The sequence below is a fragment of the Pseudoalteromonas sp. 20-92 genome, from assembly GCF_030847595.1.
Classification (GTDB): domain Bacteria; phylum Pseudomonadota; class Gammaproteobacteria; order Enterobacterales; family Alteromonadaceae; genus Pseudoalteromonas; species Pseudoalteromonas fuliginea.
Map to the genome: position 1 here is coordinate 1 of NZ_JANJGQ010000035.1, position 13383 is coordinate 13383.

The window sequence follows — 13383 nt, forward strand, 5'->3', positions numbered from 1 at the left end:
TTCCCGTCTCAGTGGGGTCGCATTATAGGGAGATCCGAAAACAGATCAACCCTTTTTTGAAGAAAACTTGAAATAATGTGCTGTTCGCTGACTATTTGAGCTAAACAGGTTAAAAACACAACATAACTAGCAAAACATTAACAAAAAAAGGCACTTTCAGTTTTCTTATTGTCTAAAAGTGCGCTTAAGCGATCTTCATATAAAGGCTCACACCCCAAATGATCAATACGATCGTTAATGAAAGTGTTACGGCTGCAGATCCCATATCTTTGGCCCTACCTGACAATACATGCAACTCTGTACTTACTCGATCTGTTAATGCTTCGATGGCAGAATTTAGTAATTCAACTATTAGTATAATAAGCAATGAGCTTACTAGGACTGCCCAATGTAATAGTGATGAAGCAAGCCAAAATGAGATAGGGAATAATATAAGGCTTAATAGTAGCTCTTGCCTAAATGCTGCTTCTTCTTTAAATGCTGCTTTAAAGCCAAGGTAAGAGCAATAGGTTGCTTTGAAAACACGCTTGAGGCCTAAGCCATTTGGTTTTAATACATCTTTCATTAATAAACTCTATGAATGAAGGTCAAAATAAAGCCCCGCACTGCGAGGCTTTTTATTTATGCTACGCCGTATTGATCACGGTAAGCTTTAACTGAGGCTAAATGCTCATCCATTGTGCCTTGGCTTTCAAGGTAACTGATAAGATCAGCTAATTTTACAATTGAAATCACTTTGGTATTAAAGTCACGCTCAACTTCTTGAATAGCAGATAACTCGGCTTTACCCTTTTCTTGGCGATCTAACGCAATTAAGACACCACTAAGGTCAGCACCATTTTGTGCAATAATTTCCATTGACTCACGAATCGCAGTACCTGCTGTAATTACATCGTCAACTAGCATAATTTTGCCATTGAGTTCTGAGCCTACTAATGTACCGCCTTCACCATGTGCTTTTTTCTCTTTACGATTAAAACAGTAAGGTACATCTTTATCATGATGATCTGCTAATGCAACTGCCGTTGTTGTCGCTATTGGGATACCTTTATACGCGGGACCAAATAGTACATCATACTCTATCGCTGAATCTTCTAATGCTGATGCATAAAAACGACCTAAGCGTGCTAAGTCACGACCTGTATTAAACAAACCGGCATTAAAAAAGTACGGACTTGTACGGCCTGACTTTAAAGTAAACTCACCAAATTTTAATACCTGCTTCTCTAGAGCAAATTCTATAAACTCTTTTTGATAATCTTTCATATCGAGTGGCCTACCTATTTATGCTAATGCTTGCTTTTGTACGTCAATGATTTCACGAATAGAATGTTTAGCTAAAGTAAGTAACTCATCTAGCTCATCAAACGAGAAAGGTTCGCCTTCGGCTGTACCTTGAATTTCTATAATTTTACCTGTTTCGGTTAAAATTACATTCATATCAGTTTCTGCTGCTGAATCTTCAATATATTCTAAATCGCTAATTGCTTGGCCTTTGTATATACCAACTGAAATAGCTGCAATCATATATTTAAGTGGGTTTGAATTAATCATACCTTTTGCACGCATATGCGTTAACGCATCAACAAGTGCAACACATGCACCACTTATAGAGGCAGTACGTGTACCGCCGTCAGCTTGAATAACGTCACAGTCAATGGTAATTGTGTTTTCGCCAAGTGCTTTTAAGTCAACAGCCGCACGAAGTGCACGTGCAATTAAGCGTTGAATTTCCATAGTACGGCCGCCCTGCTTACCACGTGCAGCTTCACGAGCATTACGCGTATGCGTTGCTCGCGGTAACATACCGTATTCAGCATTGATCCAACCTTTACCCTGACCTTTCATGAAACGAGGAACGCCCGATTCAACAGTAGCTGTACAAAGTACTTTGGTGTTACCAAACTCAACAAGTACTGAGCCTTCAGCATGCAAAGTATAATTACGTGTAAATGTAACAGGTCTAATTTGGTTAGGTGTTCTTTCGCTTGGACGCATTGACGATCCCCTTAATTCAGAATTTGCGACATTATAAGTGTATGTGGGTATAGATACCATGCTGATTTAAATAAATAGCTGTATGCAAAATATTCAGTGTATTAAATTTTCCCTAGAGCTTAAGCAGTGTTACGGTATAATCATCATAATATTGTATTTATAAATTTAGGAAAATATCCATGATCCACAGTATGACAGCTTATGCGCGTCGCGAAATAAAAGGCGATTGGGGAACTGGCACTTGGGAAGTTCGTTCAGTGAACCAGCGTTACCTTGAAACATTTATTCGTGCACCAGAGCAATTTCGTGGCATGGAACCGGTTATTCGTGAGCGCTTACGTAAACACTTACAACGCGGTAAAGTTGAGGTTTTTTTAAAGTTTGTAGCAAATCCAGCCCACGTTGGTGAGCTATCAATTAACCAAGCGCTTGCAGAGCAACTTATAAATAGTGCTAAATGGGTTCAACAGCAAAGTAATGGCGACATCAACCCTGTTGATATATTGCGTTGGCCTGGTGTTATGGAAGCTGAAGAGCTTGATATGGATAGCGTCAATACAGCGCTAATTGTTGGTCTTGATCAAGTAATCGAAGATTTTAAATCAGCACGTGGCGATGAAGGTGCAAACCTTGAAGAAATGATAGCAACCCGTCTTGATGCGATTTTAGAACAAGTAGAAATTGTAGAAACGCATATGCCTGAGATTGCTAAATGGCAGCGTGAAAAACTGGCTCAAAAATTAGAAGACTTAACAGCAAATATTGACGAGTCGCGCCTTGAGCAAGAACTCATTTATCTTGCACAAAAACAAGATGTAGCTGAAGAATTAGATCGCTTAAAATCTCACGTTAAAGAAACTAAAAAAATCCTTAAAAAAGGGGGCGCATGTGGTCGCCGCTTAGATTTTATGATGCAAGAATTTAATCGTGAAGCTAACACGCTAGCATCTAAATCTATCAATAGTGACATCACTACTGCAGCCGTAGAGCTAAAAGTACTAATTGAACAAATGCGTGAGCAAATTCAGAATATAGAATAGTGTTTTAGCCTGTTTCAACTTGTTTATAACTTATTAATAAGCCTAGCTTTTTCTAGGCTTTTTGTTTTCTACCGTTCATACTAACCCCCTATTGTACGTGTCCAAGTGGTTACCAAACTACTTGGTAACCACTTTTAAAATCCTTGATAGCCATTTTATATAACTCAATGAATGTAAAAGAAACCAAAACAAAAAATTAAAAATGGTATAGATCCACTTGCTGAAAGAGGTAAGGCAGGGACAGACATTATTATAACAATGAATGACCTATTTAATGACTGGTTTAAAGATAAAAGTAAAGAAGCAAAAAAACAGTTTTTACCTATTAATAAAGCCTTTAAGTTTAATTGCTAGCTACCCGTCAACGGTTGACGGTTTGGTTTTTAAGTTAAAACAAAGCTAAACCGTCTTATATAAATAATGCAATGCCTGTGAAATATTGATAATTTTTATTAGCTATATAGCTAACATAGGAGTTATATACTAATATATTAGCCATATAGCTAATATTCAATAAGTAAATATATGTCGAGTAGAGCAGATATTGGTAAAAAAATAAGTACTAGCAGGAAAGCTTTAGGCTACACCCAACAAAAGCTATCAGAGATCGCGGGAATTAATAAAACAACGATTTCCGAGATTGAGAACGGTCGCTTTACTGGTTCATTCGATATATTTGAGCGGCTGCTTGATGCAGTTGATTTACAATTTGAAGTTACCTCAAAACAACACTCTCTACCAGACTGGGATACTATTGAAGATATATTCTCGGAGGATGACTAATGAGTGGCACACCACAGCTTCCAAATAAAATTACAAATATAACAGTATGCACTGACTATGCTGAAGTTGGCGTACTAACACATGGCTCAGTACATCACTACCAGCCAACACAAGAAAACCTACACGTGTCACTGACTATGACTAAAAAAGGCATGGATGGTTACTCATCGGGTTCTCTTCACCCTATATTTTCACAAAACTTGCCAGAGGGCTTTAACCGTCGATTCATTGCAGAAAAACTAGCGAGATACGCCAAAGTAAACGACATGTATTTACTTGCCTTACAGAGCACACAAGGCATTGGCATGCTTTCATATAAAAGTGAGCTTACCTTACCAGAGGCTGAGCCTGTATCTTTGAGCGATATTTTGACTTATAACAGCAATGCACCACTTTTCCCTCAGTTATTAGAAAAGTACTACCTACAAAACTCGTTGGCAGGCGTACAACCTAAAGTAAGCATACCTAATGCCTCAACCATTAAAACCGATAGAACAATTCCGCAGAAAGATTTAATAGTGAAGTCATTCGATACCGAGTTTCCATTACTTACGGTAAACGAGTTTGTATGTATGGAGGCCGCTCGCCATTGCGGACTTGAGCCACCAAAGACATACTTATCTGAAAATTTAGAAACGTTCGTTGTTGAACGCTTTGATAAAACAAGTGACGGAACTAAGCTCGGTTATGAAGATTTCACAACCTTACTAAAAAAAACTAACGACCCCGACGCTAAATACACTGGCAGCTACGAAACCTTACTCAAAGCTACTTATATATATACAAACAGCCAAGCCGAAGTAGAAAGGATGTACAAGTACATTGTATTTACCTGCTTAATTGGTAACGGCGATGCCCATCTAAAAAACTTTGCCTTGCAATATACACCTGATATGAAAAACATATATCTCTCACCACCGTTTGATATAACACACACAAAAATATACGAAACCATCGATAATAAAATGGCACTCAAATTGGCTAACAGCAAAGAGTTTCCAGACGTGTCTTATTTACTAAAGTTGGCTGAGGGCACTCACTTTAAAATTAGAAAAGCCAAAGAGATAATAGAATCTCTCAGCGACGGCATTATTGACTACCTTAAACACTCTAACGAAGTACAGCTACTTGATGGATTACGTGCATCAATTGAAAGCTCAGTATCAAATACAATGACGCCTAGCTATTCAACTAAAAGCTACCGCCACGACAGAATTAAAAAGTTTGAGTAGCTGCAGTGCTCTTTAATTACTTTACGCAGCATCAATAAACATGAGTAAGGTTTGTGTAGATACATAAACCGTCAACCGTTGACGGTTTACATAAAACACTACTGTAGCCCTTTAAAAACCTGTCATAAACGTATCTACAAAACGTTTAAATTTATCGGTAATAATGGGCAGTACTTTTTTGCGTTGTAATAAGCTGGGTTTGGTTTCGAGTACGTCAGCAAAGTCATCCCTTAGTGGCATTTCGTCACTTAGCTCATAGCGAGTTACTAACTTTTCTAAGCGTGCTTGGTTTAGCTTTTGCTCTTGAGCAAACTTCTCAAGCTCTAGGCGCTTTTCTTTTTCCCAATAAAGCTCAAACTCTTCATCAACATCAGCGCTGGCGGGTATGCCTTGTAAGTGCTCGTCCATAAACTTATCAATAAGTGCTTTTTTACTTAATAAGGTGGGGTCTGTCGCTATCAGGTTTGCTATTACTTGGCGTTTACGGGCTTTTTCGTCCGTACTTTCTTCACCGTGTAACTCTCGTAATAACTGCAAAATATAGGTTACGTTTACTATATCGCTGTGTAGTAGCTCTAGTTCAAAATCAACGTCATCTAAAACCGATACTTTTTCTTTACTTGAGTTCTCACGTAGCTGCCTGCCAAGGTCAGCATACTTACTCGTATAATCCTGAAACTCTTGCTCGCCCATGGAGGTTGAATCCATATCAAAGTCAGCAAAGTTGCTTAACATGTTCCTTAAGCGCATAAGCTCACGGAACTGCCTCACAAACAACGCCTGAGCCTCTTCGTCAGGTAAATCATCAACTGAGTCAACGGTAGGAGTAATTGCCATTAGCGCTGCATAAGCACTATTAAAATCGTTTAATAACTCAGAATACGACGGAGTTTCTATATACTCTTTAGGCTGCTTGTTCGAAAACAGCGTAAAAGCCGTGTCGGCAGCTTTTTTAAGGTTTCTGAAGCACACTACATTGCCGTGCGATTTAGTCTCACCCAATAAACGATTAGTGCGCGAAAACGCTTGTACCAAACCATGATATTTAAGATTTTTATCAACGTACAAAGTATTGAGCTTAGGAGCATCAAAGCCTGTTAAAAACATATTCACCACCAGCAATATATCAATCTCTTTGGCTTTAACGCGCTTAGATATATTTTTGTAATAGTCTTCAAATAACTTACTGTCTTTGGTGGAGTAGCTTGTACCAAACATGGCATTGTAGTCGTTAATAAATGAGTCTAACTTATCGCGGCTATGTAGCTTAACGGCTTGCCCTTCGTTTAAATACTTGGCTGATACTTCTTTAATTTGCGCATCATCATTACCTAGTTCGTACTCTTCCTCTTCATTTGCCTCATAGCTAAATATGGTGGCAATTTTAAGGTTGTGTTTGCCTTGTGCTTTTTTACTCGCAAACAACTCATAGTACTGAATAAGCTCAGCAACGCCTGATACGCAAAACATAGCGTTATATTCGCGGCTATGCGTTTTACGGTTATGCTGGGCAATAATGTAATCGGTTATTTTATCTAAGCGCGCAGGCGAGCTTAAAAGCTCTTTCGTGTCGATATCTTCAACTTCAATATCTAGGTTATTGTTAGAGCCATCTTTGTATTGATAACGCCCAACGTACTCAATAGCAAACTTAAGCACGTTAGCGTCACGTATTGCATCCACAATTACATAAGGATGTAAGCATTCACCAAACAAATCTTTTGTGGTGCGCTTAACTGAGTTTTTAGCAACGGCGTTGTCGGCAAATATAGGCGTACCCGTAAAACCAAACAGCTGCGCGTTATTAAAAAACTCGGTAATGTTTTTATGCGTATCGCCAAATTGGCTGCGGTGGCACTCGTCAAATATAAACACAATACGCTTATCTTGCAGGCTTTGCATTTCTTTCAAATAGCGCTGTTTAGTCACCACATTATTAAGCTTTTGCAGCGTAGTTACCACCAGCTTAGTGTTACGGCTTTGGTTGACCTTTTTGCCTTTCATTGGCTTATCTAATAGCTGGTGGAACAACATACTGGTGTTGTCGGTACTGTCTACAGAGCCTTTTACAAACGCATTAAACTCAAGCGCAGTTTGGTAGTCTAGGTCTTTACGGTCTACCACAAACACTACTTTATCAACCTCACTCAGCGAGGTCATAATTTGCGCCGCTTTAAACGAGGTTAAAGTTTTACCTGAGCCTGTAGTATGCCAAATGTAGCCGTTATCGCTTGTAGTTTTAACTTGCTCTACAATCGCCTCTACTGCATAAAACTGATACGGCCTAAGCACCATTAAGTACTTACCTGTTTCATTAAGCACTATGTACTTGGTGAGGATATGCGTTAAGTGCGAAGGCGTTAAAAATGCTTCGGCAAAGTCATGTAACTGGCTTATTTTATTATTTTCATTATCAGTCCAGTCAAAGGTTTGCTTAGCCGACATTTCACTGTTGTTAGAAAAGTACTGGCTATTAACCCCATTCGACATTACAAACAGCTGCACATAATTAAACAAACCATGGTTTGCATGAAACGAATGCTTTTGATAACGCTTAATCTGGTTAAACGCTTCTTTTAGTTCAATACCACGGCGTTTTAGCTCTATTTGTATCAGCGGCAAGCCATTAACCAATAGCGTTACATCGTATCGGTTAGTGTATGTGCCCTTTACTGTAATTTGTTGCGCTACCTGAAAGCTATTTAGCTGCGGCTCATCAAACAACAGCGTTAAGTGTCTGCTGTCGCCGTTATCAAGTGTTACATCAAGCTGGTCGCGCAGTGTTTTGGCTTTTGCAAATATATTACCTTTACCAAGCTTACCCAATATTTGCGTAAACTCAGTATCGCTTAATGTACAGCTATTCACTTTTTCAAGCTGCTGCTTAAGATTGACCTCAAGTGCGGCGTTGTCCTTTAAAATAACGCGCGTAAAGCCTTGCTCGCTAAGCTGTGCAATTAAGTTATCTTCTAATTGTTGTTCACTTTGATAATTCATTTATACCTACAATTCCTTGGTGCTAGCCTTGTGCAATACATTCACAGCTTTATTGCTAATCTTTATGTAACTTATAACCCTGTTCTGGGTGATTCGGTATTGTTGGATATGCCAAAAACAATACCTGCTCTTTAACCATTTTACTTAAGTAATGCTTTCTCAACGTATCAGTATTCATGTTAAGCAACTGCGCTATATCGCTAAGCCTTAAACAATTAGGAGCCGACTTAATACATAAATCAATTATCGCTTTTTCTACATCAGACTTTTGTTTACGTCCTGAGTTTTGTGCAATAGGCGATGCTATTTCTTTGAGTTCAAGCCAAAGGTTAGAAGCACTTAAATCGAACTCCGGCACTGGCGGATTAAGCTCCGGCACTAACTCCGGCACTAACTCCGGCACTGGCTCGGTTAAGTCTGGCACTTCATTAATTGTTTTACTACCAATCAAGGGGAATTCTGCCTGACTTGGTGATAATACAAAGCTAATGTTTCTGCCTGCCTCGTTGTCTGGCGTTGGCACTTCTATCCCTTTTAAGTGGTATATCTTACCTCTGTGCTGGCCTGCCGACTCTAAGTACCCTGAATTAACTAACTGACTTAACGCAAGTGTCACTTCTCTTGTATGCTCTGAGGTCAACGAACAAATACGCTCATGGTTAAACCATGACTCCGTAATAGCGGTCATTAAAATGGTGCGTTTTAGCTCGCTTAGTTTGTTATAACCTTCACCATACGTTTCAATTAGGCGTTGGTGTAACTCTGGCGATACCATGTTTACCATACGCAGCTCTAATAAGGTTTGGTTTAGCTCGTCTTTTTCGTATAAATGTGGGGGCTGCCAGTTTTGCGCTTTACAGTTACTGTATATTTTAGGAATACCCGAACCTGCTTTTTCGCTTAAACCAATATTTAAAAACATTTGATGAATAGCAGGATTTCGGCACTGGCTATTACCACCCGCCTTAGCCTCATGCACAGGTATACGCATTAGCCCTGCGTTTCTAAAGCCGATAAAGTCAGGGTGTTTTTCAATTAAAATATTACTTTCGGTATTAAACTCTGCATGTGCCAGTGTATTAACGAGTGCTTCACGAATGGCCTCATGCGCAGGAGTGGTATCTTGTCGTTGGCCGTCATCGGTTAAACTAAAGCCTACTTTTAAATCTGCCGTAAGTTTACGATACACCTTACGATAAAAATCAAAAGCATTTCCCGACCAAGAGCCATCGGTATAAATTCGGTCTATCCAGCGGTGTGTACTGTCGTCTTTTTCTTGATAATCGAGTGCAAAACTAGGTAGCGCATCCTGAATCGCATCCCACTTACCAAACATCACTAAGCCTGCAAGGGTTAAACCTGCTTTGCCTGTTGCGCGGTCTTGTTGCCAGCCACGTATTGAGCGCAAAAACTCTTGGTCGCTCAATTCTAAAAAAGGGTGTTGTGGTTTGGCGTCAACAAACATTTGCCTGTAAATGCGAAGGCTTTCGGGGTCTATGTCGTCAAGGGTAAAGTGCTCTAAAATACGGTTGTCGCGCACTTCTTCTTGCTCTGCCAGCATTTTATTTACTGCCGGTGGCAAACACTTTTGATCGGCCTCGTAACGGCGCTGATAAGTGCCATTAAGTGGGTTCGCATTCATAAATACAGGGCGGCTTTCGCGCGGGGCACGTGGTACAGTAATCGCAATAACCGACTTGCCTTCAAGTGTTTCAATGCGCACGTCGCTTTCGCTGAGCAAATTAACACTCACTTTATTCGAGTTGTTAACCGTATCCCAAATGTTCTTAATTAGCGGCGTAGGATTTATTATACCCTCAACTGTAAACTTACCTTTCTTTTCTTTAATACCTAATAAAATTAAGCCACCACGGGTATTGGCAAACGCGCTATAGGTTTCCCACATATCATTAGGCACTGCGCCATGGCCATCGCGGCCACCAGCAAGCTTGCACTCAACCTCTACGCTTTCTTGCAAAGTTTGAATATCAATAATGTTTGCTATTGGGTTGTCGTTAATTTTATTGGTCATTATTTCTCACACAAACATTTGCTGCAGTAAGCCTTTTTTAAATAGCTTGGTTTGTTCAATTTGTTCGTTAACAGCATTTATTTTTTTATCGAGCGATTGTAAGAACTGCGCTATTTTTTGTTGCTCAGCTTTGCAAGGTATTTCAATTTTTAAGCTTTTTAAATGTGTTGAATATAAATGAATTACTGAACTACCTTGAGATAATGAAGCTATTTCTCGTTTTTTGGCCGAGTTAAAATAATAAGATAAAAAAACTCCATTCAACGAAGTCCGTATAACAGTTAGATCACCGCTATAAGCTACATCACTTAATTTTACACATGCTGCGGTTGCAATATCCCATTGAGTTTCACCTGAAGATGGGACTATAACATCATTGGCCTTACTAAGGAGTAAGCCCCCTATCGGTAAATTTGTTGCAGAAACAACTGATTCTATAACCTCCGCATAAGTAGTATACAGTTCACCATAACGAATACAGGGTGTCATACCATCAATTGATATATCAGCTTTCGATATACTTTTACCTTTTGTAAAAGTAGCTATATCACCTAACAACTTTTCTTTCCAATCAGGAAAAGCCTTCCCATCATCGTCTTTAAAGCGGATTTTTTGGCTAAAAATTTGTTGCATTACGCCTTTTTTATAGTCTTTTAATAAACGATGCTTTTCAGTTAACAGGCTGATTTTAGTATCAACAGAAGTTAAGAAGTCAGCTATTTTTTGCTGTTCTGATGTGGTCGAGACAAAAACCGTATACTTCAATAGGTCGGCAACAGTTATATTTGCTTGATTTGCATTTCCACGCTGTATACTTTTAATATATTCGATGTAGCGGTTCGTATTTATTTGAGCAGCAATAAATTTGGAAACATTACTTTTTTTGCTTCTAAGTACTAATAAGTTTTGATTTAAAAAGCCATTATGCTGACTAGTAATATATATACCTCTACCAACTGCGGATTCTTTTAATTCAGGTCTAGACCCTACTGTAGTAACAATAATATCTTCATACTTTATACGATATTTATCGACATTATCATCCTTAATTTCAGGATAAAATATCATTGAATTATTATTTTTTATTGAGTCAGAAATTAAATCTGAAACGCGGATTATCCTATTATTCTTGACTCCTACATATGTATAATCAACCGACTTAAAAGCGAACCCTTTAAAGTAATCAGTAACATTTCCAAGAGTTACTTTAGAAAAAAAAGTAGATTCAAATTCTTTAAATCTTAATCTTGGTGCTAACGTACTCACTTCTCGACTCCAAATGGCGCTTCAATATCCAACTCATTACAAAAACCAGCAATCGTTTTATCTGTTTCAAGCATCGCTTTATCATTTGTAATTAGCTGTTTTGCTACTTCACTTAAATCAACAAGCGCTTCATCTTCAAAGGTGTCAACGTAGCGCGGAATATTGAGGTTGTAGTCGTTTTCCGCTAAATCCGCTTGCGTGGCTGCAAACGCATATTTATCAATGAATTCGCGTTTGCTTACGGCATCTAAAATGCGTTGTAAGTCTTCCTCACGCATTACGTTGTTGTTAGTGCCTTTTTCAAAGTGATTACTGGCATCTATAAACAATACATTATCATTAGCGTTACGGTGTTTATTTAACACCAACACACAGGTAGGAATAGACGTGCCAAAAAATATATTCGCAGGTAAGCCTATTACCATATCAAGGTAGTTTTTTCTTTAATAAGGTGTTTGCGTATATGCCCTTCGGCCGCACCACGAAACAACACACCATGCGGTAACACCACCGCCATAGTGCCGTTGTCGTCAAGCTGGTGGATCATGTGTTGTACAAAAGCAAAATCGGCTTTACCTTTTGGTGCCAGCTTACCGTAGTCGGCAAAGCGATCGTTATTCATGTGTAGTGGGTTGGCAGACCAGTCCGCCGAAAATGGCGGGTTAGCAACTACAGCACTAAAGCGTTGCTCAAGGTGTGCAGGAACTTCTAACGTGTCGTCGTTTTGAATATCGAACTTAGTGTAATGCACGTCGTGCATAATCATGTTCATACGCGCTAGGTTGTAAGTACTTGGGTTTTGCTCTTGGCCGTAAAACTTTAAATCGGGGTTATTAGCTTCTTTTGCAACACGTAACAACAATGAGCCAGAGCCACAGGTGGGATCGTAAACCGATTTTATATGCGGGTTATTTAAGGTTACTAATTTTGCCAGTAACTTTGACACCATTTGCGGCGTATAAAACTCGCCTGCTTTTTTACCCGCACCGCTGGCAAACATACCAATAAGGTATTCGTAAGCGTCGCCAAGTATGTCTATTTCGCTACTTTCTAGGTGAAAATCGATATTATCAAGATGCTCTAATACTTTGGCTATTAACTTGTTACGCGCATCCGGTGTTTTCCCTAACTTGTTAGAGGTTAGATCTAGCTCGTCAAACAAGCCATTAAAATCGTCGGCGCTGTCTGCGCCCATGGTGCTTTGTTCAATATGGTTAAGTACGTTGGTTACATCGTCTAAAATAAACTTATCGTTAGCACCACGCTCAGCCAATACATGAAACAGCTCAGCAGGTTTTAAAAAGTAACCCAACTTATCAAGCGCCTCTTCTTTTACTGCTTCTAAGTACTCTTGACCCTCTTCTGTTGTTTCGTCAATTTTAGCAAACACAATGCCGTCTTCACTTAGTAACTGATCGGCATAAGTGTTAAGCTTATCAGACAGGTATTTATAAAAAATAAGCCCAAGTATATAATCGCGAAAGTCATCAGCAGACATGTTGCCACGTAAACTGTTAGCAATATTCCAAAGCTGCTTTTTTAATTCTTGTTGGTGTTGTTGAACCATTGTTGAGTGTTCTCTTAATAGGTTGCGTAGAGGTTTCTACTAGCACGTCGAGCGTACTTATTAATCTTCTATAAAATAATCGCTATCAAGCGCTTTTACTTCAAATACTTGTTTAGTGCTAACGCCTAAGTTATGAGTAAGCATTAGCTCTGTAAGTTGTTTACCATCTACAAGCACTATGCGCTTTTCTATTAAGCCTACATATTCCAGTGCATCTTTACTAAAGCCGCTGGTGGTGATGAATACGCCCTTTTTAGCGCGGTGCATATCAAGCGCACCCGCAAAGGCTTGTATGTCTGGTCTACCCATTGTTTTATTGGTATAGCATTTGGCTTGCAAGTATATCATTCTAAAAGTGGAGTAATGAAAGATTGGTGATCGCGTAACGACATACTCTCCCCTGCCAGCCATATTAGTAGATAACTAAACAGCTAATCCATTGTTCTTATTAGTTGAGATAATATACAA

Annotated in this window: 10 protein-coding genes and 1 pseudogene; 3 read left to right on the forward strand and 8 right to left on the reverse strand. The window is 39.1% G+C overall.

Features of this window, described 5'->3' with window-relative positions; all coding sequences use genetic code 11:
* Positions 1 to 184 precede the first annotated feature (184 nt).
* Genes NRL14_RS19595 through rph form a run of 3 tightly spaced genes read right to left on the reverse strand, consistent with a single transcriptional unit; the run spans position 185 to position 1998 of the window.
* A complete protein-coding gene (locus NRL14_RS19595) occupies positions 185 to 565 on the reverse strand; it encodes a diacylglycerol kinase (RefSeq protein ID WP_007378841.1) in 381 nt (126 codons plus the stop codon).
* A 56-nt stretch (positions 566 to 621) separates the two neighbouring features.
* Complete coding sequence (gene pyrE / locus NRL14_RS19600; protein ID WP_002958891.1) at positions 622 to 1266, reverse strand: orotate phosphoribosyltransferase; 645 nt, start codon at positions 1264 to 1266, stop codon at positions 622 to 624.
* Between the two features lie 18 nt (positions 1267 to 1284).
* Positions 1285 to 1998 carry a ribonuclease PH gene (rph, locus tag NRL14_RS19605; RefSeq protein WP_306725410.1) on the reverse strand — a complete coding sequence of 238 codons (714 nt, stop codon included), beginning with the start codon at positions 1996 to 1998 and terminating at the stop codon, positions 1285 to 1287.
* A 179-nt stretch (positions 1999 to 2177) separates the two neighbouring features.
* On the opposite strand from rph, the gene NRL14_RS19610 reads away from it, so the two are divergent.
* The 3 genes from NRL14_RS19610 (at position 2178) to NRL14_RS19620 (ending at position 5053) form a co-directional block, all read left to right on the forward strand.
* Positions 2178 to 3038 carry a YicC/YloC family endoribonuclease gene (locus NRL14_RS19610; protein ID WP_024609400.1) on the forward strand — a complete coding sequence of 287 codons (861 nt, stop codon included), beginning with the start codon at positions 2178 to 2180 and terminating at the stop codon, positions 3036 to 3038.
* Between the two features lie 525 nt (positions 3039 to 3563).
* Entirely contained in the window at positions 3564 to 3821 is a 258-nt protein-coding gene (locus NRL14_RS19615) for a helix-turn-helix transcriptional regulator (protein WP_306725411.1), read from the forward strand.
* Entirely contained in the window at positions 3821 to 5053 is a 1233-nt protein-coding gene (locus NRL14_RS19620; RefSeq protein WP_306725412.1) for a type II toxin-antitoxin system HipA family toxin, read from the forward strand. The genes NRL14_RS19615 and NRL14_RS19620 overlap by 1 nt, the downstream gene beginning before the upstream one ends.
* Positions 5054 to 5164: 111 nt before the next feature.
* On the opposite strand, the gene NRL14_RS19625 is transcribed toward NRL14_RS19620, so the two are convergent.
* The 5 genes and pseudogenes from NRL14_RS19625 to NRL14_RS19645 all read right to left on the reverse strand — a co-directional run bounded on the left by NRL14_RS19625 (position 5165) and on the right by NRL14_RS19645 (position 13254).
* Entirely contained in the window at positions 5165 to 8050 is a 2886-nt protein-coding gene (locus NRL14_RS19625; protein WP_306725413.1) for a type I restriction endonuclease subunit R, read from the reverse strand.
* Between the two features lie 55 nt (positions 8051 to 8105).
* Positions 8106 to 10082: an RNA-binding domain-containing protein gene (locus tag NRL14_RS19630; protein ID WP_306725414.1), complete on the reverse strand. Its 1977-nt coding sequence runs from the start codon at positions 10080 to 10082 to the stop codon at positions 8106 to 8108.
* 6 nt (positions 10083 to 10088) lie between these two features.
* Complete coding sequence (locus NRL14_RS19635; RefSeq protein ID WP_306725415.1) at positions 10089 to 11348, reverse strand: restriction endonuclease subunit S; 1260 nt, start codon at positions 11346 to 11348, stop codon at positions 10089 to 10091.
* Positions 11345 to 12915, reverse strand: a pseudogene (locus NRL14_RS19640) (type I restriction-modification system subunit M). The gene NRL14_RS19635 and the pseudogene NRL14_RS19640 overlap by 4 nt, the downstream one beginning before the upstream one ends.
* 60 nt (positions 12916 to 12975) lie before the next feature.
* On the reverse strand, positions 12976 to 13254 hold the full coding sequence (locus NRL14_RS19645) for a restriction endonuclease (RefSeq protein ID WP_149604953.1): 279 nt from the start codon (positions 13252 to 13254) through the stop codon (positions 12976 to 12978).
* Between the last annotated feature and the right edge of the window lie 129 nt (positions 13255 to 13383).

Bases quoted from the DNA above. Each gene is read 5' to 3' on its own strand.
- NRL14_RS19620 (WP_306725412.1), top strand. From the start codon at position 3,821: ATGAGTGGCACACCACAGCTTCCAAATAAAATTACAAATATAACAGTA.
- rph (WP_306725410.1), bottom strand. From the start codon at position 1,998: ATGCGTCCAAGCGAAAGAACACCTAACCAAATTAGACCTGTTACATTT.
- NRL14_RS19615 (WP_306725411.1), top strand. From the start codon at position 3,564: ATGTCGAGTAGAGCAGATATTGGTAAAAAAATAAGTACTAGCAGGAAA.
- NRL14_RS19630 (WP_306725414.1), bottom strand. From the start codon at position 10,082: ATGACCAATAAAATTAACGACAACCCAATAGCAAACATTATTGATATT.
- NRL14_RS19625 (WP_306725413.1), bottom strand. From the start codon at position 8,050: ATGAATTATCAAAGTGAACAACAATTAGAAGATAACTTAATTGCACAG.
- NRL14_RS19610 (WP_024609400.1), top strand. From the start codon at position 2,178: ATGATCCACAGTATGACAGCTTATGCGCGTCGCGAAATAAAAGGCGAT.
- NRL14_RS19595 (WP_007378841.1), bottom strand. From the start codon at position 565: ATGAAAGATGTATTAAAACCAAATGGCTTAGGCCTCAAGCGTGTTTTC.
- pyrE (WP_002958891.1), bottom strand. From the start codon at position 1,266: ATGAAAGATTATCAAAAAGAGTTTATAGAATTTGCTCTAGAGAAGCAG.